Raw genomic sequence first — 25266 nt, forward strand, 5'->3', positions numbered from 1 at the left:
AGTAAAGGGAAGATAATGGTGTAAAATAAAGAAAATTTAAAAAAGTACAGATGAATACCAAAATAGTGCTATAAGAAAGCGTTTTCAGTAACCTGGAAGCTGATATATTTAAGGTGTTAGACAAAACAAACAATTTTTGAAAGGGGTTACACAGGGTGAAGAAATTATTTCTTGTATTATCAGTAGCCATTATGGCTGTCCTTATCGCAACAGGTTGCAGCAGCAGTACCGGAGGGAGCGGTGACCTGAAAGTGGGAATCGTCCTGCCGACGAAAGATGAACAAAGATGGGTGCAGGATGAGGAGAGATTTAAAGAAGCAATCGGTGATTCCGAGTACTCTGCTGAAATTCTATTCAGCCAAGGGTCTTCTGCGAAAGAAAAAGAAAATGTAAACACGTTGATCAGTAAAGGGATCGATGTATTAATCATCACGCCGGTTGATGGAGACTCAGCTGGAAGTGCAGTAGAAGCTGCCAAAAAAGAAGATATCACCGTTATTGCGTACGACCGTTTAATTACTAATACCGATGCTGTTGATTACTATGTAACTTTTGACAGTGTGGCAGTTGGTGAAGCACAAGCCCAATACTTAGTTGATCATTCTGACGGATCCGGGGTTCCTCTATACCTATATGCAGGTGCAGCAACGGACAATAATGCCTTCTTGTTCTTCGAAGGTGCATGGAATGTGCTTCAGCCAAAAATCGCAGACGGTACATTTAAAGTTGCAAACTCAAGTGAAGCTGAAGCGTTAAAAGATAAAGCAGAATTATCTCGTGAAGAAATGAGTAAGATTGTCAGTCAGCTTACCACTGGATGGGATCCGAACGAAGCCAAAAACAAAGCGGAGACACACTTAACAGCTGCAGGAGACGACATGAAGGGCGATGTAGCCATCCTTGGTCCGAATGATGACACTGCACGTGCGATTGCCGATGTATTTTCTGCGGAGAGCGGCATTACCAGCTTTGTTATCTCTGGCCAGGATGCAACAAAAGCTTCTATCCAATACATTATCGATGGCAAACAGTCCATGACAGTATTCAAAGATGTTCGAACTCTAGTAAAAGATGCAATGGATATGGCATTAACCATCCTTGATGGAGATACACCTGAAACAACTGGTTCGTATGACAATGGATCGACTGAAGTTCCGGCAAAACAATCAGATGTCATCAGCGTTGATAAAGATAATGTCAAAGCAGAAATCGTGGATAGCGGATACTATAAAGCAAGTGAATTCACAGGTTTAGAATAAACAGGAATAAAGCGGAATAGTGATAGATTTTCTATCACTATTCCATATGTGTTAAGTGGTCTGGTTAAGGAGGCATAACATGAGTGATTATATTTTAGAGATGAACCAGATATCAAAAGAGTTTCCAGGTGTCAAAGCGTTATCCAATGTCAATTTCAAAGTCGAAAGAGGAGAAATTCACTGTCTTGTAGGAGAAAATGGGGCTGGAAAGTCTACACTGATGAAGGTGCTAAGCGGTGTTTATCCTTATGGAACCTATGACGGGGATATCGTCTTTAATGGGCAGGCGCAGCGCTTCAATAAAATAAGTGACAGCGTCGATACTGGTATCGCAATCATCTATCAGGAGCTGGCATTGTTTCCAGACCTGGCAGTTTATGAAAATATTTTTATTAATAACGAAATACAGAACCGCGGTGTCCTGGATTGGAATGAAGCGATCGTTCAATCAAAGAAATTACTTGAAAAAGTGAACCTGAAAGTCAATCCGGAAACATTGATTAAGGACCTTGGTGTAGGGAAGCAGCAGCTTATTGAAATTGCAAAAGCACTGAGCAAAGAAGTAAAGCTGCTCATTTTGGACGAACCTACCGCAGCACTGAATGAAGACGATAGTGAGAATTTATTGAATCTGCTTCGAGTATTAAAAGAACAAGGCATTACCAGCATCATGATTTCTCACAAGTTGAAAGAAGTCATTGCGATTGCAGATAAAGCAACGGTGCTCCGCGATGGGGAAACAATGTGTACACTGGACGCTTCTAAAGGTGAAATCACAGAAGCTTCCATCATCAAAAACATGGTTGGCCGTGAACTAGGAGATATCTATCCGAAAAGGCCTGAGAAGAAATTCGGTGACAAAATACTGGAATTAGTGAACTGGTCTGCTTATGACCCTAAGTTGGGCCGCCAGGTAGCGAAAGATGTCAACCTTCACGTTAAGCAAGGTGAAATCATAGGTATTGCCGGTTTGATGGGGGCAGGTCGGACAGAACTTGCGCAAAGCATCTTTGGGAATGCACAAAATTATAAGCTGCAAGGTGATTTATTTGTGGATGGAATGCCTGCCAACTATAAACACACAAAAGATGCCATTAAAGCTGGTATTGCCTATGTTACCGAAGATCGAAAGGGAAATGGCTTATTTTTACTGCAAGATATAAAAAACAATATTTCTGCCGGAAACTTACATGGAATTTCCTCAAACGGAATCATAAATGAAAATGAGGAAATTAAAGTTGCAGAAGAATATAGAGCCTCATTAGGAATTAAAACCCCATCAATCCAGCAGCTTACTGGGAATCTGAGCGGCGGTAACCAACAGAAAGTTTCTTTAGGAAAGTGGCTTTTTGTGGGTCCGAAGCTATTGATTTTGGATGAACCGACCCGCGGAATTGACGTTGGTGCTAAGTATGAAATTTACACCGTTATGAATGAACTGATCAATAAAGGAATGAGCATCATCATGATTTCATCAGAACTAGGCGAAATCCTTGGAATGAGTGATCGTGTTTATGTCATGGCAGAGGGCGAGATAAAAGGTGAAATGTCATCTGAGGAAGCAAGTCAGGAAAAGATCATGGAGCTTGCGACGCAATAGGAGGTAAACGATATGAATTTATTAAAAGAAGGAAAGCAGGTCATCAAACATAATATTCGTGATTATGGGATGTATATTGCTTTATTGATCATTATGGTCACTTTTTCGATTTTGACCGATGGCTTATTTATGTCTTCACGTAACATTAGTAATCTACTGGATTCAGCCGGTTACATTGCCGTACTTGCTGTAGGTGTCATGCTTGTCATTGTCATTCGGCACATTGACCTATCCATTGGATTCTTAGCAGGGTTTCTTGGTGCAATAGCAGCCATCCTGCTCCTGAATGGTGTACCAGTCTATATCGTGATTCCGCTGGTCCTTCTATTAGGTATTCTTGCCGGATCCATCACAGGCTTTTTGGTTGCCAAAGTCGGCATCCCCGCGTTCGTGGCGACGTTAGCAGGCTGGCTTATCTATCGCGGAGCCATTCTATTAGTAACGGAAAAATCCGGAACCATTAATGTGGACAATGATGCATTTAATGCGTTAGGGAATGGATATATTCCTTCTATCACACAAGTTGGCGGATTGCATTTGCTGTCATTGATTATTGGGGCAATCGGTATTTTACTTTATATCATCAGCGCCATCCATAACCGCAAAAATAAGATCAAATATAATTTTGATGTGGTGTCACAGCCGATGTTTATTATCCAGTTGGTATTTGTCTCCGCGATCATCGCTTATTTCACTTGGCTGTTAGCCGGTTACAATGGCATTTCCTGGACCGTTGTCATTATCCTTTTAGTAGTCACGATCTATCACTTCGTTACAACGAAGACGGTTATCGGACGACATATCTATGCTGTGGGAAGTAACCCTGAAGCCGCCCATCTTAGCGGGATCAGCGTAAGTAAAATCACATTCCTCGTATTCGGTTCGATGGGAATGCTTGCAGGACTATCGGGTATTCTCTTTACTGCACGTTTACAAGCTGCTACCACCACTGCAGGAACTCTATTTGAACTGGATGCCATTGCTGCGGCATTTGTTGGCGGTGTATCCGCTGCAGGCGGAGTGGGTAAAGTTACAGGAGCTGTCATCGGAGCGATCGTCATGGCCACCCTTACCAACGGAATGAACTTGATGGGTGTAGGGATTGCGCCGCAGTACATGATCCGTGGTGGAGTTCTGGCACTTGCTGTAATCTTTGATGTCATGACCCGCAGACAAAGAGCATAGTGTTAGTGTTAAAGTTGCATAATGATAAGCCGGTTTAATCCATTTGCAGTTTAAGTGGGTTGGCTGGCTTGTTTTGTTTTTTCACGGCTGGCAGTAAAAAAGTTTAATGAATATCAAAGAATGATAATAACAAAAGTGTTATGCGAAAGCGGAATTGATAAAGGAAGAAAGGCTGTGAACTTAGTTGAACGGTTATAAAGCAGTCCTGTTTGATCTGGATGATACCTTGTTTGATAGGGGCTGTACATAAGCTGTTCTTAAAAATTTTATATGAGTGGTATGAGGATATTAGCCATTCTGCGAGAGACGAAATGTTGTATAGATTCAGAGATTTAGATAAGAGCTCCTATGCTAATAATAATAATAAATCACGCGTTTTAGCCCCGTTTTTTAATGAATTTCCACCAAAATATAGAGTGCCCGATAACCTCATTGTTTTTCTATTGATGACGCAACAATGAATACCATAATGAATTTAAAGCACATGTTCAAATCGCCATTATTACAAACGGCTCGACGACAAGGCAAAAAGCGAAAATCAGAACACTAATTTAGATCTAGTTTTTGATGTGGTCATCATCTCTGAAGAAGAGGGAATCCGCAAACCAGGCCAACGGATTTTTGAATTAGCATTACAGAGTCTTAATGTGCAGCCGGAAGAGGCATTATTTGTGGGAGACGATCTTGAAAAGGACATTGGCAGCTGTCAGAATGCAGATATTAAGGGGGGGATGGTTCAATCCTCATAATAAGAAAAATGAACCTTATGCTGAAATCAAATCTATTGCTGGATTATGTAGGATTCTGAACCTGTGTAGAGGGAGTGTAAAGGAAACAGGAGAATAGCGGTGAATAAGGTGATGAATGAATCAATAATCTAAGTAAACCATTTGATACTACAATGTAATGGTTTGGCAAAAGGGATGTAACCAGGCGCCGTTATACTTGATAACAGGAGATATACATAGGTACTCGTAATTTAACCATCAGGGAGGCCAAAATGGAAGACTACTTAGCAAAGTCACTGGATGAATGGAAAGCAGACATTTCTGAAGTGTTGGACCAAATCAATAGTGAATATAGTGAGTTAAAGAGAGAACTCAGAGTCTATACTTATAAATATGGCATTACAAAGCAAGTAATCCAATCTACTGTAAACGATGAAATCATCAGAAACATCAGGCAAATGTATCATAAGCCATTCGAAGAAAAATACAATCAGTTGAAAGAAGACATATATGAATTGGATGAAAAACGTAAAGTGTTTCAAATGTTCGTGGACAAAATTGATGAAGTAAAACGAAAGGAAGGGACGAAGACGGATCTCGCTTCCGCTTATAAATAGAGTAAATTGGATGGAACCGCCTATTGGGAAGGCGGTTTTTCACTTTGAAGGGGGAATGTGGTTATGCCGTATCTAATTGCTTCGCCAATACCAACCGATTCTTCGGTATCCAGTCTTCTATTAAAATCATAGTATTCATTAAACAAGTTGACAGCAATTTGGAAAATCAGACATGAAGATCGCAAGAAAGTGCCCTCATTTGATCTCAACATGAAACAAAGCTAAAACAGGCCCTATTATTACAGGTGTATGGGCCGATGTCAGGGTAAGCGGTCATGTTAACGCCCACAGGATTCTTCCAGTACTTTGACGGGATGAAGCCTAAGATGGTATTACACCTAGCTTTCGGTTCGCATACTGTGGCAATGTTAGTTGGAATTTATATTTATATTTAAATTTGTATGAATAGCAGCTAGTGGGGCTTATCCTGATTGGAATAGCAGGGATGGTCAACAGTAAGTTTTCACCAGCTTTATTAATATTTTTTTATGTGAATTCAAATAATATAAGCGCTATTCCAATTTTTATGCGGGGGTAAGGAAGAAAGAGATCCAGCCTATGAAATAGCAGTCTAATTCGCATTGAATAGGCTGCTATTTTTTATTCAAATTATTTTGGTGAATGACCAAACTGAATAGCCTCTCTATTGTGTGACAACAAAGAATCACCTTCACAACGAGGTGGCTAAGCTTACACAATTGTTTAATCTTTTATAGTAGAGAGTGCAGTTTGAAGATTTGAGAACGTTGAGACTGAGTTAAAATCTATCCCTAATTGGACCATTGTCTGAGCTATTTCTGGTCTGATACCAGTAAGCATGGGTTTAATACCAACAAGTTTGAGTGAATCTATCACCTTAAAGATTCTGTCAGCCACCATGGTATCAATTATCGGTACTCCTGAAAGATCAATTAAGAGGTAATCAAGTGAGAGGTCTGCTCCTTTTGTTAGTGCTTGATCCATAAGTTCCTGAGCTCTCTTAGTATCAACATCACCAATTAATGGAAGGACTCCAATGCCCTTATATATCTTAATGACTGGGATAGAGAGCTCCATCACAGAGGTTTCTGCTGCATTAATTCGATTCGTATAGAACCGTGTATATGTCACACTAAGCCAGTGAATAGCAAAATCTATTACTGAGGTGAATTTGAAGATAATATCGTGATAATCAGATATTGAAAGCTCTAATTCTTCAGCTTGATTTTTAATGATGTCCCCAACCACTGTCCGATAGTGTTTAATCACATTTATTGCATTATCCAGAGAAAAATCAATTTTAATTAACAAATTTATAGTTTCTTCACCCCAGCTTTCGACCTCTGATTTGTTAGTCGTATCTTTATTGGTGAACGAATAAGCGAATAGGTCGATAAGTTCATCTCGCCAACTTTGTAAGACTTTCTCACTTTGTTGGGATTTATGTTGATCCAGTTCTGCGATTTCTCTTGGGGATGCTGTATTCTTCAGTCCCAGTATACACTCTGAGATATTCAGGATTTTAAAATTATTCACCTTATTAATCACAAAAAATGCTCCTTTTACAATTCAATTTTATAAATAGTATAACATGTAAATTTACACTACAATATAAATGATGTCTTGATTTACGCTTTTCATTAATTCACACAAAAGCAATGGGTGAATTCGGAATTCCTAAAATTGGATGAAACTGTAGAATTTAATTTCTTCTTTAAAAAGTTTGAAGCAGGCGCTTATCCAACTGGAATTGTCATCGCATCAACTTGGAACAAAGATTTAGCCTGCCAAATGGGTACAGTAATTGGAAAAAAAGCAAAATCCTAAGGAATCAATCCACGGTGGGTACGCTCTGAGTTTTCACCGTACAGAACGAGGTGAAAGAAACGTTGAGTAGGCGAAAGGTGCGGGGGACAAGGGATTAATGTATTTGTGAGGCACTATATAATGAATGAACAAGAAACAAATGCATGCTCTGGGATGCTTGTATGGTCTCATGACCAAGCGTTGGGGGAAATCCGAAACTATAGCAGGGGAAGAGATGGTCATTAAATAGAGAAGGTTTAATCGAATAATATTATTATGTAAACAATGCAGAAAAGAAAAGAGAGGTATTTACATAATAGTTTTGAAAGACCTTATGGATGAAGCTTAGACGGAAGAACCTGTGTTTGAAGCTAAAAAAGTTCTGGCCAGATATTTAGACTTGATAAGAGATTAAAATTCAAAATTATTTCTAAAAGTCTTAAATAATGTAATTGGGGCCGATTACTAAATAGTATGATCAAAAAATTCCATTTTGTCTCAATATTATTAGTATTCTTAGGTTATGAGACTAAATAGATTATTTTCATATCGCTTCCTATAATATATGTTATGTAAACTAAATAATGTAAAAAGGTAAGGGGAGTTATTACTCCCCTTGGTTTAATTGGATCTGAACAAATTTTTCTTTTCTGGCTGTATTTGCTGCTTTAGTACGTGTTAAACGGATATTTTTTATTTTCTCCAGTGTAGAATTTCCTTTGCAGAATCCATGATATTTCTCTCTAAGAACAAATCTTTACCAAAATCCTCAATAATTTCTTAGAATCTACGGATTAATAGCGTTAATATACACTTGGTTATGAATCCATTTCAACTATATTTTTTGGGGGATAATCAATGAGTCTTTCATTGCTAAGCTTCTTGTATTTTTGTTAAGCCCTTCTCTTAATCCTTCCAAACCGAACAAATGTTCTTGTGTGCGAAAAAGGGCACCTACCTTTTTTATTAGACCTGTTACAGTAGTAGTTAGTTTGTCTTATATCTCAATTCAATCCTTCCAATAGTAAAATAAAATGGTGATGGAAATGGCGGCATTTTATTTCTTCTTAATCTATGTAGAGCTATTCGCATCCAATTCCGTTGTTTGTGAAGTCCTGTAAAAAACACATATAAAGTATTCTTGTCAGTTTCATTTTCACCATATAGGCAGCTCGGACTGGCGGTTCCATTTTTATACCACAGTTCACCGCTATCTGCATCAAGGATCGGTTTCGGATCCTTAGACCAGTTGCTGCGCTTTCCATTTGGTTTCTGGCCTTCCAGGAGCCAAAGACCTTGCTTGGGATACGGACTTCTTCCGTATAGGTTTGTGCTTCTGCAGACGACCATTTCATAACCGTTTGTGTTACTGGTATGGACAGACGCATCATAGAAATTTTCTTCTTCCAGAAATAAGTCTTCCGGTTGGGACCAATTGGTTAAACCATCTAAGCTTTCAGTGTATTGAATACGATATTGAGGATAGCCTTTCTTTCCGGTTTCCTGCTTTGTCGTAACATACCAGATTCGCCATTTACCTTCAAAGAACCTTGCTTTCGGCTCAAGGACATTAGGGCTCTCAGGGGTTCCAGTCAGGATTGGTGTGGTATGTCGTTCCCAGCCTATTGAGGTTTTGGTGAACACCCCTATTGAATACGGAGCCTGATTATCTAAAACATGTATAGATGCACGTCCGGTATAATAGATTCTTTCAACCTTCTCTCCGCCCAGACCTTTTCCTGCAACATAACATGGGGTATGGTAGCCGAAATAGTCCCAGCTGCCCTTTTTTGAATTAGACGCGATTGGTTTTGCTTTTTTGGGATTATCTTCACAGGTTGTAATGGTCCAGTTATTGCTGTTCAATGTTTCACCAATTGGAAGTGTTGCTGTGAAGATATTATTTCTAAAATCCTTTTGGAATCCTCCAATAAACATATGCCATTGATTCTTTATCTTTACGACATGAGGATCTCCAACTCCCAAAATATTGCTGATGGGGCCATATTTTTCAGTTTGATCAAATAGTTTAACTATTTTCACTATTTTGCGGGTCATCATTAACCATTCCTTCGTTAATAAGGATAGAATCATTTTGGTCAATATACGCTGAAAAAATAAGCTGCGATTTACGCAGCTTAGATATTATGGGAGACTAAATGCTGGTACTTCTGGACAGTCATCCACTGCATATCCGGCAATGCCATCGGAACAAAATCTGCAGAAGCAATCAGTTTGTTGTACATCTTTTGGAACTGAATATCCTGGTAAGCCATTTGTAAATGAATGTTTTTGACGTTTTTATTTTTCATCATTGCAGCTGAATTGAAATTGTTGGTTCCCATTGAATTTGCTGTGAATCGGCTTTCAAGTGCCATGTTCTTTTCCCAGGATTTCAAAGTTTCTGGAGGTCCATCAATTTCAATTTGTTGAATGTCCGGCAGGTTTACTTTTTCAACCCGGTTGGGATCTATAAGCATCAGCATGACGGCTACATGGTTCCGCAAAGTATTTATATGGCTTTTTAAAATATTCCTGAACGTTTTATTTTGGACATTTTGATGATAGATTCCCAGTTTATATAGTACTCCTTCGTGGGCAGCCAGGTGTTCAGCCATTAAGCCGAGATCGATCGCAGGTATTCTCATTCCTTCATCCCCCTCATTTGTAAGGTATGCAGTAATGAAGTTTGTGAGCTTTTCTGTCAGTTTTTTAGCAGCTTTTTATTTTCTAACTGTCTCAAAACCCAAGGGATCCTTCCGTGAAACGGTCTATTATTGTATACCGCAAATCCTTGCTTGTTCCCTAAATCCAAAGGAGAATATATTGGGTTTCCACCTGAGTAAAACGCACCTTCACCCGTATCGAGGTAGCCTTTAAAATTTGTGTACAATATGTTTCCTTGTTTTATTGAGGTGCAGATTGAATGAGAATATGGCATCTGTCCTTCTATCACGGCGCATTCGCCGGCACCGAAGAGAAATGGATATTTTTTTACCTGCAGGGTTTCCTCGATAGATAAATAGCCATTTACATCGACTGGCAGCCTTGAGAGCTTAAACAAGTCAGGTGCTTTTGGAGGTTGTACCCATAGCAGTTTTTCGAAAGGGATTTCCTGTGAATCCAAGTACACTTTGTTGCCTTTGATCTTTTGAATATCATCACTAAAATAAAGCCGGATGCCTCTATCCATTAAGATATCGGCAATCTTTTTAGAAACAATTGTTCCCATATCAGGAAGGAGTCTATTTTGAGCTATTAAAGTAATGGGATTATGTAAATTGTGTTTGGCTCGCCACGTTTGAAAAGTTGAGGCGATTTCCACGGCAGCACCATTCTCTCCTGCAATGACCAGGTTGTCCGCACGGCGCACGGCATCAATAGCAGATGTAAATTGATAGGTGGGTTTGATGGTATAGATATCATCTGTCAACGAAATTTTATCTGTCCCGCTTGTCATTGATCCGATGTCAATGGAGATGAGGTCAAAGTTCAAGATGTCTCCATTTGCTGTCAAAGCAAGTTTCTGCACTGGATCAATGGAAAGTACCGCTCCCTCTTTCCAGGTTACCCCCGCCTCCCTTGCGGCTCTTTCCAGGTTTACCCGGATTTCGTTCTCCTTATAGTTCTCTTCGATATAGCCTGGTATCAACTCAGGATGATACTGATTTTTTGATGGAGAAATTAGAGTGATTTCCACTTCACCTATTGGTTCCTTTTTTAGTCTTTTCATTACTTGTATATGAGAGTGGCCTCCTCCGGCCAGCAGCAGTTTTTTCAATGTAAACGACCTTTCTTCTAATTCTGTATGTAGTTTCCAGTCTAACGTTTTGCCAGGAATAAAAACAAGCAGCAGCCCTCCAAGAGCTGCTGCTCCCCTCTTACTTCTTCTTATTCATCATTTTCTGGATTTCATTCATGTCTTTTGGTACATTCCCCGTGGTTATCGCTTTGACAAGCATTTCTTCCTTCTCTTTGGATACAGGTTTGTTCGCTATTTGCCCTACTTTTTTAATAAGGGTTCTAACCTGCTTTTCATCTTTAAAATTCGTGTGTTGAAAGGATTGAGTCAGTTTCATGATTTCGTCCATCTTCACACCGGTCTTTTTTTCAAAGTTACCAAACATTTTGGACCTCCTCTCAAGAACGTTTCCCCACATTCTATGTAAGGCGGAGGTGTCTTGTATCAACGGACGTCCCGGGCTTGAAGATATTTCTCTGTCTCTTAGGCAGGTGAACAAGCCAATAGGTATCGTCTGCATATAATGTGATAAAGAGTTTGTGCAAGGAGGGTTTTCATGCATCCGTCTTTTAGAAATCGCAAGAGGTCAAAGGGGATTTGTATCTTTCCGGGTTATAGATATTGTGGTCCCGGATGCAGCGGTCCAGGATCTCCTATTAATGCTGTCGATGCAGCATGCAAATTTCACGATGAATGCTACAGCCGTTATGGTCCATCATGTGAATGTGACCGGCTCTTCATGGACCGGTTAAGAAGAAGAATGAATCAAGATACCCCGGAAGGAAGGCATGCACGCATTATGTATCGTTTTATGAAACTTAAAACAGTGTTTTCCTGTTAAAAGAAGACCCGTATTCCCTCCATAGAGGGAATACAGGTCTTATCATTCAAAGAATATCGCTTTAACACTCTAACGCACCGGGGGACTGTCCCCGGGTGCTTTAAAGCGGTAAAGGCTACTCTTTCCACGCGCGTTCTAACTGTGCGTTATAGTCAAATTCGTTATTCTTCCCCTGTCTTCTGCCGAGCAGGAAGATAACTATTCCGACTGCCGTCCAGATGAGAAGAAGCTTGATGACGGACCAGATCAATGTGTAGCTGAAGAATAACAATACACTTAAGGAGAAGATTCCGCAGAAGATGATCAGCGGGAGCTTCGGTTTGATCAGTGCTGTTTTGAAAAGAGCCGGTCTCACAAACGGCAGGGCAATCATTGCGATTGCATGGCCGATGTACATCAGGAACATCCCCTGCAGTGACACATTCAACAAGTAATCCAGCGTCCTTGTCCAGATCAGGATTAAGACAATGATCGTGTTAATGGTGATGGCAATATGCGGAGTATTAAAACGCTTGTTAACTTTTGCAATGCCTACCGGGATGACACGGTCTTCCGCAAATGCAAACAGCATTCTTGAAACCACCATCACAAGTGAATTCAGCGTTGTGGCAAATGCCATGATGATTCCTATCATGACAATCCATTTACCTCCAGCGGGCAGGTACACGGAAGCCACATCGAACATGGCGCTCTGTGATGATGCCAGTTGATCATATGGAACCACGCCGAACGCAACAATCGAAATAAGGAAGTAGATGATGACTGTAGCAAATGAACCGATCAGCATCGTTTTTGGCATGGCTTTTTGCGGATCCTTCATCTCCCCTCCTGCTTGAGCTAGCTGTTCAAAACCGAAGTATGCAAAGAACAAGGAAGGGAGAATCGCGATGAAACCACTCCAGCCATTAGGAAGCATCGGTGAAAAATTCTCTGTCTCGATAAAGAATACGCCCGGTATAACCAGTACCAGAATGGAAACGAACAAAATGGCTGACATGACAAGCTGTACGACCCCGAACCATTTTACTCCGATGATATTCAATAAGTAAAAGATCAATAACAACACAGTGGCAAGGATGGCTGTATTTCCAGCTCCAATGACACCTGAAATGTAATCACCAAATGAGATTGCCATGATGGCCATTACCCCGAGTAATGCAATATATTGAAACCACATAAACAGGAAGCCGGCAAAAAAGTTTTTAAACGTCCTGCTGATATGCACATAAGCTCCTCCTGGGCTGTTTCCAAGCGGTGTACTCATGAAGATCAAGTACGCCAGTGCCGAACAAAGTAATACCGGCAAAAGGACGACATAACCAAATGGAACCGAGGGTCCTGCCTGGGCACCTGCTTCACCTGTTACAACAAATATCCCGGACCCAATCATTCCTCCTATCATCAGGGCATATCCATGCCATTTTCCTAATTCCCGTTTTAATCCGTTTTTCATGATGACTCACCTTCTCCTTCTTGTAAATGAATACAAAAAAGCCCTTCACCCAATAAGGGACGAAGGAGCTCCGCGTTACCACCCTTGTTGATGGAAAAAGAATTTTTCCAACCACTTCATTGTGAGACAGCTCTGATGCACGATGTAATTCACTTGTAAGCTGCCTGAATTTTCACCTGCCATTCAGTCTCTGTCACTGCCCGCTTACCCGCTACTGCTTTCGCACACTGTCTTGTATAGTATTGTCATGAATCGCTTTTTTGCTTTAACGCTTTTATGCTTTTATGCAATAAAGTATATTAAGACTATACAAGGGTTATCATTCATTCGTCAAGGGTTAAATTCGATTTATTTTAATTAGTGGTGATGATTCAACTACATTATTCATTCACGGACTTTCACGAACGGGTAGTTCCTTAAAGAATGCCAAATAAGGTGAATTCTAGGCATTAGGATTATGACAGTTGTGTTATACTGTAAAAAGCCTGAAAATTCTTTATTGTTTTCCGGCAATAGTTGTTTAAGGAGGCGTTCAATATGTTAAACAAAAGTGCTGTTATGCTAAAAAATACTAAGGGGATAACGCCAAATTAATAAATGATTTTGCGTTTTCCCGAATACTGAGAGGGGAAACATTTGTGAACACTGATCATGTGACAATAGTTGAATTAAATGCAGAAAACTGGTATGAATGCTGTGAATTAATTGTCTCAACAGAGCAGGCAAAATTCATCGACCCTAATGCGATATCAATCGCCCAGTCCAAGTATGAGCCATCATTAAAACCGTATGCGATTTACTTTAAAGAGAAAGTAGTCGGCTTTTTAATGTACAACTCTGTTCCAGAAGAACTTGATGGATATTGGGTCTATAGAATCATGGTCGATGAAAAATTCCAAGGCAGGGGTATAGGGAAAGCGGCAGCTAAATTAATGATGGGGGCTATTGGGGAATTACCTGATGCCAAAAAAATCATTGTGGGCTATCATCCTGAAAATGCTGGTGCGCACCAACTATACAAAAGTTTAGGTTTTATTGATAATGGAGATAGATTTGGAAAAGAAATGGCGGTAATTAAGTATATAAACCAATGATTTTAAAGGCAAAGGCTTAGAGAGACCTCTCTAAGCCTTTATGTGATGATTTTTACACCTCAAGTGCTGTCCGGCAATAGACCATCAAGACAATTTTTTGGCCATTATGACATTTGTCACGTCATACTCCAGTTGTTCATATAGATGTCTGGCTGTTTGGTTGTGGCCGAATACATGAAGTTCGATCTTGGAGAACCCTAATTCTTTAGCCACTTCTTCAATTTCGGTCATCGCCTGCCTGCCATACCCTTTTCTCTGATGCTCTGGTTCAATGAATATATTATAGATATAACCGGTATCCTCCCCTATTTTGGCAAGCCAAATGGAACCAGCAGCTACATCTCCATCCCATATTGTATAAAGATAGTTATCCTCAGAGTCCTCTCGATTTGGAAGCAGCCGCTTAAAGTCATTTTTCGAATTCTCCAACGCTTCTTCTTGTGACCAGTTTCCTGCTTCGGCTTTTTCCTTTGCATAACCCTCTATAGAATGTTCGTAAAATAAATCAAATTCTTTTGAAGTCATTTTCTTTAGCGTGACCATACAGACTTCCCCCTTTTGATAATGAAAAATCGTCTCTCATCATAAAGTGTTCTCCACTAAATGTCCGATTCCTTTTTTGGATGTACAGAAACCTGCTTACCATCTTAAAAGTCGGGGCAGCATTAGAGCTTTTTACTGTTGATGGCTGATTTCAGCTCTGAAATGAATTTCTGCAGCTCTTGTTCATTGGAATGCTGATTCCCGTATTTTCGTACGTTGACTGATCCATTTTTCATTTCATTCTCACCGATAACCAGCATATAGGGGATTTTCTTCAGCTGCGCTTCCCTCATTTTATAGCCCATCTTTTCATCTCTGGAATCGAATTCTATACGGATCCCTTCTTGTTTCAAACGGTCTGCCACTTTTTTGCTGTAACCCCTATGATATTGATTGGATACAGGGATGACACATACTTGCACAGGTGCAAGCCAAGCCGGAAAAGCACCGGCAAAGTGCTCAATAAGAATTCCAAGGAATCGGTCAATGGAGCCGAAAACAGCTCGGTGAATCACGACCGGACGGACCTTTTGATTGCTTTCATCAATATAGTGCAAGTCGAATTTCTCCGGCATTTGAAAGTCGAGCTGAACAGTTGCACATTGGTAGCTGCGCTTCAGGGCATCTTTAATGTGGATATCGATTTTCGGTCCATAAAAAGCACCGTCTCCTTCATTGATTGTATACTTATACCCCAACTGATCCAGGACATGTGTAAGAGAGTCCTCGGCTTTGTCCCAGAGCGCTTCTTCCCCCATGGAATCATCAGGTCGAGTGGAAAGTTCAATTTCATATTCAAATCCGAAAGTGCTGTACACATGATCAATCAGCTTCATGGCCGACTTTATTTCCTCTTCGATCTGACCGGGAGTGACAAAAATGTGGGCATCATCCTGGCAGAATGTCCTCACACGCAGCATTCCGTTTAATGCTCCGCTGAATTCATGGCGGTGGACCTGTCCGAACTCTGCCATCCTGATAGGCAGGTCACGATAGGAGTGAAGCTTGTTTTTATAAATCAGCATATGTCCTGGACAATTCATCGGCTTCAAGGCAAAGCTTTGATCATCAACTTCCGAAAAATACATATTATCCTTATAGTGATCCCAATGCCCCGATTGTTCCCACAATTTCCGGTTCATCATGATTGGTGTCCTGACCTCTTCATAGTCATAGGAATGCTGGAGCTGTCGTAAAAAGAATTCAAGTTCATTGCGGATCTTTTGCCCGTTATTCAGGTAAAATGGCATCCCGGGGGCTTCTTCTGAAAACATGAAAAGTTCTAATTCATTGCCGAGTCTGCGATGATTCCGTTTTTGAGCTTCGTCGATAAAAACGAAATACTCATCGAGTGCCTCTTTTGATGGAAAGCCGACTCCATAGACACGCTGCAGCATCTTGTTATTGTTGTCACCTCGCCAATAGGCCCCGGATACATGAGTTAATTTAATCGCTTTCACCATTCCTGTTGTTGGGAGGTGCGGTCCTTTGCATAAGTCGTAAAATTCTCCCTGGCGATAAATAGAGAGTATTTCATCCTCCGGGATATCATCGATCAATTCTAACTTCAGCTGGTCCTCAGCAAAGAGGATTTTAGCTTCTTCCCTTGAGACCTCTTCTCTTTGTATCGCGAGGTTTTCTGCAATGATTCTCTTCATCTCTTTTTCGATTTGCGCGAGTTCTGACTCGGAAATGTTCTTATCGAGATCCAAATCATAATAAAATCCGTTATCGATGACAGGTCCGACACCTAACCCGACCTTTCCATACAGGCGTTTGACCGCTTGCGCCAGGATATGCGCGGTACTGTGCCTCATCCTTTCTATTCCTTCCGCTGAGTTTATTTCATGAAGTTCAATGGAGGCATCCTCTTTGATCGCCCGGTGAAGATCAACTAAAACACCATTCACTTTGCCCCCTGCAGATTTTTTCTTTAAGCTGGGGCTGATTGATTGAGCTATCTCAGCCAGTGAAATTCCTCCCGGGTACTTCTTTTCTTTTCCATCTGGAAACTTGATGAGAATTTCCTGTTGTTTCATGTTCATCCACTCCCTTTGATTTTTTAGAAAACAAAAAACACACAGCCATCCCTGTAAAAAGGGACGAGTGTGTGTTGACCCGTGGTTCCACCCAGCTTCCCGTCAACAATTGACGGCTTCATTTGCTTTATCGCAGCATCTGCGGTATCGATTACTGATGAATTCACCAATACGGCTCCAAGGCGGTAAGCATCTTCTTCTGAACTGGGAAGCTTTCAGCCCGCGGCTTCCCTCTCTGTGAATCAGAAAGAAGAACTCATGTCCTTTTCATCGCTAAGTATATTCTTTTAAGAAAATAAAAAAACACACGCATCCCAATAAAGGGACGAGTATGTGTTGGACCCGTGGTTCCACCCAGCTTCCCGCTGGAAATGTCCGGCGGCTTTGGTGCTTTAACGCAGCATCTGCGGTATTGAATACTATTGGATTCCTCAATACAACTCCAAGGCGGTAAGTTTCTCTTTCTGCATTAGGAAGTTTTCAGCCATGGCTTCCCTCTCTGTGAACCGTTTTAGAAAAACTCAGATCCTTATCAACGTTTCGATTAATTTTTTTTATAATATATAGCATCTCTGAAATGAAGTCAACCTCATCGGGTGAAAAAATTTTAGGTTGATAGGATTTCAGTTTACTCTTCCCTGCTAATATATGTTCTTCATTTTCTTTTCAATTGCCACTCCGGGGCCGGCCCGAAACAATATGCCAGTGAAGATGCTTTGAATCCTGGTATGTACCTAGATTCGTGATGACTTTACAAGATCCATGCTCCTCGGTCACCTCTGCTGCAACTTCCTTGATGACCAGCATCAATTCTAGGAGCAGGCCGTGATCACTTTCTTCAAGGGCAGTCAGGGATGGGATGTGCTTCTTAGGGATGGCTACGACATGGATAGGATAAAATGGTTTGGTATGGTGGAAAGCCAAGATATATTCGGTTTCCTTCACTTTATCCACCTGGATATTACCGCTTACTACCTCATCACAATAAAAGTCATTCATCACTTATTGCTTCACCCTTGCTTTCTTATTGTAAAATGAACCTTTGTTCAATAGAAGGAGCCCTGCTCCGCTCAGCGTCATGAGGGTAAGTAAAATGAAGATATCAAAGCTGTGAAACGATACAAGCTCTTGCGATGAAAGGCTGACATCAATTAATCTGATCACAACTCCAATCAAAGTAGAAATAAGCATCAGCAGCAGTACAGTTTTCTTTTGGGCGGTAGTCAAAGTCCATTCCTCCTTCTAATCTCGTAATCATTAGACGAGTGAAAGAAAAGAATGGTTTCGGAAGTTGACGAAATTTTAACACATTACTGCACGGAGGGACTGTCCCCAGTATTTTAAGAATGGTTTCGAAAGCTGGTAAAATTCCTTGCTCTATGGATTTCAGCTTTCATTTTTGCTGCCGCTGCTTTCGGTTCAGGAGCTCTGCTTATACAGGAAATGACCGCAACTCCATCAGCACCTGCTTTTATCACATTCGAGACATTCTCCGCTGTAATTCCGCCTATTCCCGCAATGGGATGTTGAATTCCCTCTCTTCTCATCTCGCTGATGAGGTGAGGTCCGCTGACAGGTCTGGTATCCAATTTGGTCGAAGTGGCATACATCGGTCCAACGCCTAAGTAGTCTGCGCCTGCGTCAATTGCCGCCAATGCTTCTGGAACGGAATGTGCGGAAATTCCAAGAATCCTATCCCCAATGAGCTTTTTCACTACTGAAGGATCGCCATCCTCCTGCCCAATATGTACGCCGTCTGCATTGATTTTGATGGCCAAATCAATATCATCATTAATGATGAAGGGGACATTATATTCCCGGCAGATAGCTTGCATTTCAATCGCCCGTTTTTCTGCCTCTTCACCTTGCAGGCAGCCAAGTCCTTTTTCACGGAACTGAAAGAGACTCACTCCCTCAGAGAGTGAATCCCGGAGGACCTGGATTGGATCCAAGGTACAATTAACACTACCCATGACCAAATAAAAGGATAGGGATTCTCTAAGCATCAATGAATATCATCCCCTTGCGGTTGTAAGCCCAGTGATTGGTCGGTCCATGTCCTGAACCGATCTTTAGGTCGTGTTCGATGGCCGACTGAATAAACGCTTTTGCGGTATGAACGGATTCATTTAGGCTGCAGCCTTTGGCGAGTTCAGCTGAAATTGCTGCTGAAAACGTACATCCTGTCCCATGGGTGTTTCTCGTCGGGATCCTTGGAGCAGAAAGTAGTTCAAACCGGCTTCCATCAAAGAATAGATCTTTGGCTGTATCTGCTTCATCGTGGCCTCCTTTGATGACAACTGATTGTGCACCAAGGTTAATGATCGCTCGTGCGGCATCTTTCCTTCTGTCCATCGTGTCAATTTTCATACCTGTTATGACTTCAGCTTCAGGAAGGTTGGGGGTGATGACCGTGCTTAGCGGAATCAATTCATTCCTTAATGCTTCTATAGCCTCTTTTTGCAGCAGAGGAGATCCCCCTTTAGCGATCATGACAGGATCAACAACAACATTTTGCCAAGAATATTTCTTTAAAGCTCCGGCAACAATCTTGATTACATTACTGTCAAAAAGCATCCCTGTTTTGACTGAGTGGGGAGTAAGGTCATCGGCAATCGATTTCAACTGTCTTTCAACGGCCTCCAACAGGACAGGATATACCCCCTGTACCCCCAATGTGTTCTGAGCAGTAATAGCCGTAAGAACAGACATTCCATATACCTTGAGTTCCTGGAATGTCTTCAAGTCTGCCTGTATGCCGGCACCCCCTCCGCTGTCAGAACCTGCAATGGTCAAGGCTTTTACAGTTTCCATGTACATCCTCCTATCCTAAATAGCGATGATAAATCGTTTTGGCTTCTGCGATGTCTTTTATGCCGTGGACAAGGACCCGCCCATCCTCGAACAGGACCAGGCGCTTGCCGGAATTTTCATAGGATAGTAGAAAAGGGTTCCTTTCCACCCTTCCACCGGTTTTCGCCAGCATTTGCGCTGTTTTCCCTAGATTTCTTATTCCTTTCACGGCCGGCCGTATCTGAACAGAGTTTCTTCCGCACAGCACGGCCGCTTTTGTCTGGTTTTCAAAGCGTAGGAACGGGTATGTTGGATGGCTCCCGCAGGAAAGGCAGCCATCTTTTTTTAATCTCCCCGGCGAAATCGAGGTATGCTGGTTTTCCCATAAATCAAATGTTACAAGCTTTGTTCTTAAATGGCTGAAATCACTGACGAGAAGCTTCAACACCTCAGCGGTTTGATAACTGACCACCATCCCGGCGGCCGGACTGATGATCCCTGCTGTATCACAGGTTGCACCCCCGAGCGGAACCTCTTCCAGCAGACAATGGAGACATGGTGTCTCTCCTGGAATGACCGTATAGCTTATGCCGTAACTTCCAACACACGCACCATACACCCAGGGAATCCTGTACTTTTGAGATATGTCATTAATAACCATCCTGGTATCAAAGTTATCTGTAGCATCAACAATGACATCAACGCCATCTTGGAGTCTTTCGAGTTCCTGCACTCCTGCATCACCAATAATGGCTTCGACCTTAACTTCAGAGTTGATCATCGTTAACCGCTGCTTAGCAGCTGCTGCTTTTGGCATTTTCTCAGCAGCGTCCTGTTCGGTAAAAAGCTGCTGGCGTTGTAAATTGCTCCATTCCACATAGTCTCTGTCAATGATCGTCACCTTGCCGACACCAGCCCTTACCAGAGCCTCGGCATTCCCGCTTCCAAGGGCACCAGCCCCCACAATTAGAACATGCTTTCGCGAGAGTTTGTGCTGGCCTTCCTTCCCGATTCCGCTGAATAGTTCCTGTCTTGAGTAACGGTCATTCACACGTGCTCATTCCTTCCAGTGGACTGCTGGCCGTGGCATAACGTTTTCTAGGGATTCTTCCAGCTTCAAATCCCAGTCTTCCTGCCTTGATGGCGAGTTTCATGGCTTCTGCCATTTTTACGGGGTCTTTGGCAGCCGATACAGCTGTGTTCAGCAAAACACCATCTGCTCCCAGTTCCATGGCATATGCTGCATCCGCCGGTGATCCGATTCCTGCATCCACAATGACAGGAACCTCGGCTTGTTCGATGATAAAACTCAGGTTCAGCGGGTTGATGATCCCTTGTCCGGAACCGATAGGCGATGCCCCCGGCATGATGGCATGAACGCCAAGCTCCTGCAGCCTCTTGGCAAGAAGGACGTCATCGGAGGTGTAAGGAAGAACGGTAAAGCCTTCTTTTAAAAGTGCCTCTGATGCTTTCAACGTTTCCAAAGGATCAGGCAGCAGTGTGTTGAAATCGCCAATGACTTCCACCTTGATCATGTCGCAAAGCCCTGAGGCTCTAGCCAACCGGGCAGTCCGTACAGCTTCCTCGGCTGTTTTTGCTCCTGCTGTATTAGGCAGCAGGGTATACTTTTCTACCTCCAGCTTTTCTAAAAAGTTCGGCTGGTTTGGTTCGAAAATATTCATCCTCCGAACGGAAAATGTCAGTACCTCTGTTTCAGAAACATCCACCGCTTTCTTTTGGGTATCCATGTCCGGATATTTTCCAGTGCCTAACAGTAATCGTGATTGAAATTCATAAGTACCAATTTTCAACATATCATCCGCCTCCTACAAAATGTACGATTTCTACAACATCGCCATTGGCAAGCTTTACTTCTGCATGCTTGCCTTTTTCAAGGATCACTCTGTTCAGTTCAACGATGGCAGCCTTTTTATTCAATTGAAAATGGGTAAGCAGGTCTGCAACGGTTGCTACATCGTCATCCACTCGGACTTCATCGTTATTTATGATCAAGTTCACAAGATACCCCTCCTAAAATGCAGTCAATGTTCTTCGCTCTAGTTTAAAAGAATCATAGAGCGATCGTTCGTCTTCAGTCACTTTGTTATCAATCATATCGGACACCATCTTTCCGGTTATCGGACTGAGCAAGATCCCGTTTCTATAATGTCCTGCCGCCATGAAAAGTCCCTTATGTTCCGGATCGATTCCAATGTAAGGCAAGCCATCTCCCGTCTGCGGCCTGATTCCGGCCCAGGCATTGTTCCATTTGGCTTCCTTTATTTCGGGAAGCAGTGAAACGGCCTTTTCTGCCAACCGGGAAATTCCTTTCAGAGAAACTGATTTGTCCATACTGTACGGATAAGTGGTTGCACCTATGATGAGCCTGCCGTCTTTTTTGGGTACGACATAGCAGCCCTGGTCTGAAAAAATCGTTGAACTGATAAGCGGCATGGCTGGTATGACAGAAAAACATTCCCCTTTCACTGGAATAAGATCAAGGAAGATTCCATTTCTCTTCATCAGCTTTCCTGCCCATGCACCGGATGCGACGACGACAGTTTCGGCAAAAAATTTTCCTTGAGGGGTTTGGACGCCATCCACACGTTTGCCGGTCGATAAGATTTCTTCTACTTCACAGTAGGAAATGGAATCAGCACCATGAGCTGCTGCTCCTTGAAAGAAAGCCATTGATAGCTGAGGAGCCATTACCTGCCCGTCATTGGGAATGTCCATTGCCCCCTCGAAATCTTGTGATAGAGCTGGTTCTTTTTGAAGAAGTTCTTCAGTATCCAGCCATTTCACATCCGGATCCCAATCAGTGTGATACTGAACCTGCCTTTTTAATTCAGGAATTTCATCTTTTGTTTGAGCGACCTTCAGCATTCCCCGATTGATATATCCGGTATGGATACCAGTGAGCTCCTCCAACTCATTGATTATTTGGGGAAACATCCCCCTGCTCTTGAGTGCAAGCTTTAGCATCGCATCATTTTTATCAATCTCTGCCTGCGCCCCTAACATTCCGGCAGCCGCACGGGAAGCTTCCATTCCGAATTCATTTTTATCAATGATCAAGACGTTCTTTCCACTTTTGGCCTGCTGATAGGCGATGGAGCTGCCAATGATTCCTCCTCCCACCACAATTACGTCATAGGTGTTATTCATCTACTATCATCTCCAATCGGGTTTGATAATCCTTTGCTGCCACAATGGGATCTTCAGCACTAAAGATTCCTGACATTACAGCGATACCTGCACAGCCATGTTTAATAACTTCCCTGGCATTGGATGGCCGAATTCCTCCGATGGCTATAAGGGGGATCGATACGTGTGCAGCGATACTGGTGAACTCAGCGGCTCCTCTTGATGGTATCCCTTCTTTTGAGTCGGTTTGAAAAATATGACCATAGACAAGATAATCAGCTCCTTCTTCTACTGCCTGAAAAGCTTCGGTAAGAGTATGTATCGATTTTCCGACTGACAGTTCTGGAAAGGAGCGTTTAACGGCCGGTACCGGCAGGCTGTGATACCCAAGCTGTATATTCTGAATTCCCAGCGCTGCTGCTGCATCAACCCGATTATTCACGACAAGTTTTTCTGTCGGTATCCCGGTTTCAATCAGTCTCTTGCCTAATTCAAAAATTTGGTTTGCTGTTTTGTCATGCTCCCGGATATGTATGGCATCCACGTAGGGACAGATGTCCAGACAGATCGATGCTGTTTCTTCAATCGTGTTCCTTCCGTTAGTAATGGCATGGAGAACAGGTTTTTTCATAGATAACTCCTTACTAAAAATGTGGGCAAATATAAAAAGCCGCCTCCCGGAATACACGGGAAGGCGGCTTGACTGACAAACTTGTAAAATGGCAATCAATTTCTGCACACACTTCCCTCCGCTAGTATGAACTAGATCAGGTTCTAAGGGTCTTAAAGTACACTTTAATCTCAGCCTTTAAAAGGCTCCCCCAGTGAATTCGGTTCGGCTATTTATTTATATGCATTCTACCATATGAAAATGAAATTTCAAACAATTAATCGGGTAAATTCATTCTACAAAAAAATACTTCGAATTCGAGACATATTGTTTGCATATTTGTATATAGAAATTATAATGAATGTATAATGTTTAATAGTTATATTTTACTATATAGGAGGAATTGAAATGAGCATTTACGACTATTCAGCTTTGGGGATGAACGGAGAGGAAAAAACACTTGAAGATTATAAAGGCAACGTTGTACTAATTGTCAATACAGCTGGGAGATGCGGGTTCACCTATCAGTATGAAGATCTGCAAAAGCTGTATGACCGCTATAAGGACAAAGGATTTGTCATCCTGGGTTTCCCATGCAATCAGTTTGATAATCAGGAACCCGGCTCCAATGAACAAATTCAGAATAGCTGCCTGTTGAACTATGGAGTGAACTTTCCATTATTCCAAAAAATTGATGTGCGCGATGAAAAGATGCATCCGCTGTTTAACTATCTGACACATCAGAAACCATTTGAAGGGTTCAACAAATTTCACCCTGTTGCTAAAATTCTGATCCCCCTTCTAAATGCCAAGCATCCAGAATACCTTACCGATGATTATTCTATCAAATGGAACTTCACCAAGTTCCTGATTGACAGCAACGGAGAAGTAGTAAAACGGTTTGAATGCACAACCGATCCCATCGATATGGAACAAGATATTGAGAACCTCCTGGCATCTGAGACAGTATAAAGGAAAACAGCAAAAGGACAAGCCGCAGGGCTTGTCCTTTTGTATGTGGCGGGTCTCCGGCCATTTTATTAAAGCGTAGATAGGCAGGCATAGAATAGTTTAAAGGTCTTTATTTGCTAATCTTCCATGTTGCATATGAGTATACATATCTCGCCTTTGGGAAAATTTGATCGATCAGCCATGAACTAGTGATGCTCTAAGGGTGTTAATGCCATTTTCTGTATAAGCTTTTAAACACGTCAACATATAGACCCATCCTTCCTTTTGTGCAAGCATTATTTCCAATTCTGCAGGATCATCGTTAAATCCGGATTCTGTCACTTTGATGATGGTGGATTCATTCTTCTGTTCAGTCAGGGTAATACTAACAGTTGTAGGATGCTTTGGGTCTCCCCAGGTGAATACAATATTATATGGCTCTTGAATTTCCAATACTTTAACTGCACCTTCGGCATTGTATTCATCGTATCTCCATGTAATGATTTTTCCCTCTGCTAATCTATCCGTTCCTGAAGAAAACCAATAATTAGACATCTGTTCAGGGTTGACAATTGCTTCGAACACCTCCGTTATCGGCCGGTGGATTTTAATTCCTGATGTTACACTTCTTTCCATTTTTCTTCACTCCTTTTTAATTTTAATCCGTTTCTTTCTGAAAATTCCCTTGATGCATCGTTCTTGATTCCATGACTCCATAACCGTGGAAAGAGATCATCCCTTTCATGGATTGAATATGATGCCCTTCTCACACCATTTGGTCTAATTAAGTCCAGAATGCACCAAATGGTAGAGGCTAAGGCGGAATTTTGTCCTATTATCTCAGGGATTGCACCAAATATGATGGCCACCTCACATAAT

Annotated in this window: 27 protein-coding genes, 2 pseudogenes, 1 riboswitch and 1 other annotated feature; of the genes and pseudogenes, 9 read left to right on the forward strand and 20 right to left on the reverse strand. The window is 41.8% G+C overall.

What is annotated here, in order from left to right; genetic code table 11:
• The first annotated feature begins 191 nt into the window (after positions 1-191).
• The 5 genes and pseudogenes from AC4E8A_RS10140 to AC4E8A_RS10160 all read left to right on the forward strand — a co-directional run bounded on the left by AC4E8A_RS10140 (position 192) and on the right by AC4E8A_RS10160 (position 5389).
• Positions 192-1259, forward strand: coding sequence for a sugar ABC transporter substrate-binding protein (locus AC4E8A_RS10140; RefSeq protein WP_490198837.1), 1068 nt, complete (start codon positions 192-194; stop codon positions 1257-1259).
• A gap of 79 nt (positions 1260-1338) precedes the next feature.
• Positions 1339-2859: an ATP-binding cassette domain-containing protein gene (locus AC4E8A_RS10145; protein ID WP_490198346.1), complete on the forward strand. Its 1521-nt coding sequence runs from the start codon at positions 1339-1341 to the stop codon at positions 2857-2859.
• A gap of 12 nt (positions 2860-2871) precedes the next feature.
• On the forward strand, positions 2872-4044 hold the full coding sequence (locus AC4E8A_RS10150) for a sugar ABC transporter permease (RefSeq protein WP_490198348.1): 1173 nt from the start codon (positions 2872-2874) through the stop codon (positions 4042-4044).
• Positions 4045-4228: 184 nt separating this feature from the next.
• Positions 4229-4890, forward strand: a pseudogene (locus AC4E8A_RS10155) (HAD family hydrolase).
• 154 nt (positions 4891-5044) lie between these two features.
• Positions 5045-5389: a hypothetical protein gene (locus tag AC4E8A_RS10160; protein WP_490198349.1), complete on the forward strand. Its 345-nt coding sequence runs from the start codon at positions 5045-5047 to the stop codon at positions 5387-5389.
• A 74-nt stretch (positions 5390-5463) separates the two neighbouring features.
• Here AC4E8A_RS10160 and AC4E8A_RS10165 read toward each other — a convergent pair.
• Both AC4E8A_RS10165 and AC4E8A_RS10170 read right to left on the reverse strand, forming a co-directional pair.
• A pseudogene (locus tag AC4E8A_RS10165) lies at positions 5464-5562 on the reverse strand (1,4-dihydroxy-2-naphthoate polyprenyltransferase); the annotation flags it as partial.
• A gap of 529 nt (positions 5563-6091) precedes the next feature.
• Positions 6092-6916 (reverse strand): STAS domain-containing protein, encoded by an 825-nt coding sequence (locus AC4E8A_RS10170; RefSeq protein WP_490198351.1) that lies wholly within the window; start codon positions 6914-6916, stop codon positions 6092-6094.
• 135 nt (positions 6917-7051) lie between these two features.
• Between AC4E8A_RS10170 and AC4E8A_RS10175 the strand changes: the two genes are divergently transcribed.
• Positions 7052-7195: a hypothetical protein gene (locus AC4E8A_RS10175; protein ID WP_490198352.1), complete on the forward strand. Its 144-nt coding sequence runs from the start codon at positions 7052-7054 to the stop codon at positions 7193-7195.
• Between the two features lie 966 nt (positions 7196-8161).
• On the opposite strand, the gene AC4E8A_RS10180 is transcribed toward AC4E8A_RS10175, so the two are convergent.
• The 4 genes from AC4E8A_RS10180 to AC4E8A_RS10195 form a co-directional block, all read right to left on the reverse strand.
• A complete protein-coding gene (locus tag AC4E8A_RS10180) occupies positions 8162-9235 on the reverse strand; it encodes a hypothetical protein (protein WP_490198354.1) in 1074 nt (357 codons plus the stop codon).
• Between the two features lie 77 nt (positions 9236-9312).
• Positions 9313-9822, reverse strand: a complete 510-nt coding sequence (locus AC4E8A_RS10185; protein ID WP_490198355.1) for a hypothetical protein — start codon at positions 9820-9822, stop codon at positions 9313-9315.
• 56 nt (positions 9823-9878) lie between these two features.
• A complete protein-coding gene (locus AC4E8A_RS10190; RefSeq protein ID WP_490198357.1) occupies positions 9879-10955 on the reverse strand; it encodes an NAD(P)/FAD-dependent oxidoreductase in 1077 nt (358 codons plus the stop codon).
• Positions 10956-11055: 100 nt separating this feature from the next.
• Positions 11056-11301, reverse strand: coding sequence for a stage VI sporulation protein F (locus tag AC4E8A_RS10195; protein WP_490198358.1), 246 nt, complete (start codon positions 11299-11301; stop codon positions 11056-11058).
• Positions 11302-11472: 171 nt separating this feature from the next.
• Between AC4E8A_RS10195 and AC4E8A_RS10200 the strand changes: the two genes are divergently transcribed.
• Positions 11473-11757, forward strand: a complete 285-nt coding sequence (locus tag AC4E8A_RS10200) for a phospholipase (RefSeq protein ID WP_490198359.1) — start codon at positions 11473-11475, stop codon at positions 11755-11757.
• A 115-nt stretch (positions 11758-11872) separates the two neighbouring features.
• Here AC4E8A_RS10200 and AC4E8A_RS10205 read toward each other — a convergent pair whose 3' ends face one another.
• Positions 11873-13210 carry an APC family permease gene (locus tag AC4E8A_RS10205; protein ID WP_490198360.1) on the reverse strand — a complete coding sequence of 446 codons (1338 nt, stop codon included), beginning with the start codon at positions 13208-13210 and terminating at the stop codon, positions 11873-11875.
• Positions 13211-13848: 638 nt separating this feature from the next.
• On the opposite strand from AC4E8A_RS10205, the gene AC4E8A_RS10210 reads away from it, so the two are divergent.
• Positions 13849-14304 (forward strand): GNAT family N-acetyltransferase, encoded by a 456-nt coding sequence (locus AC4E8A_RS10210; protein ID WP_490198361.1) that lies wholly within the window; start codon positions 13849-13851, stop codon positions 14302-14304.
• An 84-nt stretch (positions 14305-14388) separates the two neighbouring features.
• Here the strand turns inward: AC4E8A_RS10210 and AC4E8A_RS10215 are convergent, their stop codons facing one another.
• The 12 genes from AC4E8A_RS10215 to tenI all read right to left on the reverse strand — a co-directional run bounded on the left by AC4E8A_RS10215 (position 14389) and on the right by tenI (position 23457).
• The gene (locus AC4E8A_RS10215) at positions 14389-14847 is read right to left on the reverse strand and encodes a GNAT family N-acetyltransferase (RefSeq protein ID WP_490198362.1); all 459 of its coding nucleotides are present in this window, start codon (positions 14845-14847) and stop codon (positions 14389-14391) included.
• 122 nt (positions 14848-14969) lie between these two features.
• Positions 14970-16886, reverse strand: coding sequence for a threonine--tRNA ligase (gene thrS, locus AC4E8A_RS10220; protein WP_490198363.1), 1917 nt, complete (start codon positions 16884-16886; stop codon positions 14970-14972).
• Positions 16887-16909: 23 nt separating this feature from the next.
• Entirely contained in the window at positions 16910-17053 is a 144-nt protein-coding gene (locus AC4E8A_RS10225) for a hypothetical protein (protein WP_490198364.1), read from the reverse strand.
• 151 nt (positions 17054-17204) lie between these two features.
• Positions 17205-17431 (reverse strand) — a binding site (T-box leader).
• Positions 17432-17552: 121 nt separating this feature from the next.
• On the reverse strand, positions 17553-17885 hold the full coding sequence (locus tag AC4E8A_RS10230) for an HIT domain-containing protein (RefSeq protein WP_490198839.1): 333 nt from the start codon (positions 17883-17885) through the stop codon (positions 17553-17555).
• A gap of 3 nt (positions 17886-17888) precedes the next feature.
• Complete coding sequence (locus AC4E8A_RS10235; RefSeq protein ID WP_490198365.1) at positions 17889-18113, reverse strand: hypothetical protein; 225 nt, start codon at positions 18111-18113, stop codon at positions 17889-17891.
• Between the two features lie 113 nt (positions 18114-18226).
• Positions 18227-18892: a thiamine phosphate synthase gene (thiE, locus tag AC4E8A_RS10240; RefSeq protein WP_490198840.1), complete on the reverse strand. Its 666-nt coding sequence runs from the start codon at positions 18890-18892 to the stop codon at positions 18227-18229.
• Positions 18885-19700 carry a bifunctional hydroxymethylpyrimidine kinase/phosphomethylpyrimidine kinase gene (gene thiD, locus AC4E8A_RS10245; RefSeq protein WP_490198366.1) on the reverse strand — a complete coding sequence of 272 codons (816 nt, stop codon included), beginning with the start codon at positions 19698-19700 and terminating at the stop codon, positions 18885-18887. The genes thiE and thiD overlap by 8 nt, the downstream gene beginning before the upstream one ends.
• Positions 19701-19710: 10 nt before the next feature.
• Positions 19711-20730 (reverse strand): thiazole biosynthesis adenylyltransferase ThiF, encoded by a 1020-nt coding sequence (locus tag AC4E8A_RS10250; RefSeq protein ID WP_490198367.1) that lies wholly within the window; start codon positions 20728-20730, stop codon positions 19711-19713.
• On the reverse strand, positions 20723-21493 hold the full coding sequence (locus AC4E8A_RS10255) for a thiazole synthase (RefSeq protein ID WP_490198368.1): 771 nt from the start codon (positions 21491-21493) through the stop codon (positions 20723-20725). The genes AC4E8A_RS10250 and AC4E8A_RS10255 overlap by 8 nt, the downstream gene beginning before the upstream one ends.
• Position 21494: 1 nt before the next feature.
• Entirely contained in the window at positions 21495-21698 is a 204-nt protein-coding gene (gene thiS / locus AC4E8A_RS10260; protein WP_490198369.1) for a sulfur carrier protein ThiS, read from the reverse strand.
• A 12-nt stretch (positions 21699-21710) separates the two neighbouring features.
• Complete coding sequence (gene thiO / locus AC4E8A_RS10265) at positions 21711-22847, reverse strand: glycine oxidase ThiO (protein WP_490198370.1); 1137 nt, start codon at positions 22845-22847, stop codon at positions 21711-21713.
• On the reverse strand, positions 22840-23457 hold the full coding sequence (tenI, locus tag AC4E8A_RS10270; RefSeq protein ID WP_490198371.1) for a thiazole tautomerase TenI: 618 nt from the start codon (positions 23455-23457) through the stop codon (positions 22840-22842). The genes thiO and tenI overlap by 8 nt, the downstream gene beginning before the upstream one ends.
• A gap of 96 nt (positions 23458-23553) precedes the next feature.
• Positions 23554-23659: riboswitch (TPP riboswitch) on the reverse strand.
• 185 nt (positions 23660-23844) lie between these two features.
• On the opposite strand from tenI, the gene AC4E8A_RS10275 reads away from it, so the two are divergent.
• Entirely contained in the window at positions 23845-24408 is a 564-nt protein-coding gene (locus AC4E8A_RS10275) for a glutathione peroxidase (protein ID WP_490198373.1), read from the forward strand.
• Between the two features lie 174 nt (positions 24409-24582).
• Here the strand turns inward: AC4E8A_RS10275 and AC4E8A_RS10280 are convergent, their stop codons facing one another.
• On the reverse strand, positions 24583-25023 hold the full coding sequence (locus AC4E8A_RS10280; RefSeq protein ID WP_490198375.1) for an SRPBCC family protein: 441 nt from the start codon (positions 25021-25023) through the stop codon (positions 24583-24585).
• Positions 25024-25266 lie beyond the last annotated feature (243 nt).

It is taken from the genome of Bacillus sp. SRL337 (assembly GCF_984799155.1).

What these genes read in the sequence shown, in the direction of transcription:
- AC4E8A_RS10140 (WP_490198837.1), top strand. Translation starts at nt 192, where the DNA reads ATGGCTGTCCTTATCGCAACAGGTTGCAGCAGCAGTACCGGAGGGAGC.
- AC4E8A_RS10145 (WP_490198346.1), top strand. Translation starts at nt 1,339, where the DNA reads ATGAGTGATTATATTTTAGAGATGAACCAGATATCAAAAGAGTTTCCA.
- AC4E8A_RS10150 (WP_490198348.1), top strand. Translation starts at nt 2,872, where the DNA reads ATGAATTTATTAAAAGAAGGAAAGCAGGTCATCAAACATAATATTCGT.
- AC4E8A_RS10160 (WP_490198349.1), top strand. Translation starts at nt 5,045, where the DNA reads ATGGAAGACTACTTAGCAAAGTCACTGGATGAATGGAAAGCAGACATT.
- AC4E8A_RS10180 (WP_490198354.1), bottom strand. Translation starts at nt 9,235, where the DNA reads ATGATGACCCGCAAAATAGTGAAAATAGTTAAACTATTTGATCAAACT.
- AC4E8A_RS10185 (WP_490198355.1), bottom strand. Translation starts at nt 9,822, where the DNA reads ATGAGAATACCTGCGATCGATCTCGGCTTAATGGCTGAACACCTGGCT.
- AC4E8A_RS10195 (WP_490198358.1), bottom strand. Translation starts at nt 11,301, where the DNA reads ATGTTTGGTAACTTTGAAAAAAAGACCGGTGTGAAGATGGACGAAATC.
- AC4E8A_RS10200 (WP_490198359.1), top strand. Translation starts at nt 11,473, where the DNA reads ATGCATCCGTCTTTTAGAAATCGCAAGAGGTCAAAGGGGATTTGTATC.
- AC4E8A_RS10205 (WP_490198360.1), bottom strand. Translation starts at nt 13,210, where the DNA reads ATGAAAAACGGATTAAAACGGGAATTAGGAAAATGGCATGGATATGCC.
- AC4E8A_RS10215 (WP_490198362.1), bottom strand. Translation starts at nt 14,847, where the DNA reads ATGGTCACGCTAAAGAAAATGACTTCAAAAGAATTTGATTTATTTTAC.
- thrS (WP_490198363.1), bottom strand. Translation starts at nt 16,886, where the DNA reads ATGAAACAACAGGAAATTCTCATCAAGTTTCCAGATGGAAAAGAAAAG.
- AC4E8A_RS10230 (WP_490198839.1), bottom strand. Translation starts at nt 17,885, where the DNA reads ATGAATGACTTTTATTGTGATGAGGTAGTAAGCGGTAATATCCAGGTG.
- thiE (WP_490198840.1), bottom strand. Translation starts at nt 18,892, where the DNA reads ATGCTTAGAGAATCCCTATCCTTTTATTTGGTCATGGGTAGTGTTAAT.
- thiD (WP_490198366.1), bottom strand. Translation starts at nt 19,700, where the DNA reads ATGGAAACTGTAAAAGCCTTGACCATTGCAGGTTCTGACAGCGGAGGG.
- AC4E8A_RS10255 (WP_490198368.1), bottom strand. Translation starts at nt 21,493, where the DNA reads ATGTTGAAAATTGGTACTTATGAATTTCAATCACGATTACTGTTAGGC.
- thiO (WP_490198370.1), bottom strand. Translation starts at nt 22,847, where the DNA reads ATGAATAACACCTATGACGTAATTGTGGTGGGAGGAGGAATCATTGGC.
- tenI (WP_490198371.1), bottom strand. Translation starts at nt 23,457, where the DNA reads ATGAAAAAACCTGTTCTCCATGCCATTACTAACGGAAGGAACACGATT.
- AC4E8A_RS10275 (WP_490198373.1), top strand. Translation starts at nt 23,845, where the DNA reads ATGAGCATTTACGACTATTCAGCTTTGGGGATGAACGGAGAGGAAAAA.
- AC4E8A_RS10280 (WP_490198375.1), bottom strand. Translation starts at nt 25,023, where the DNA reads ATGGAAAGAAGTGTAACATCAGGAATTAAAATCCACCGGCCGATAACG.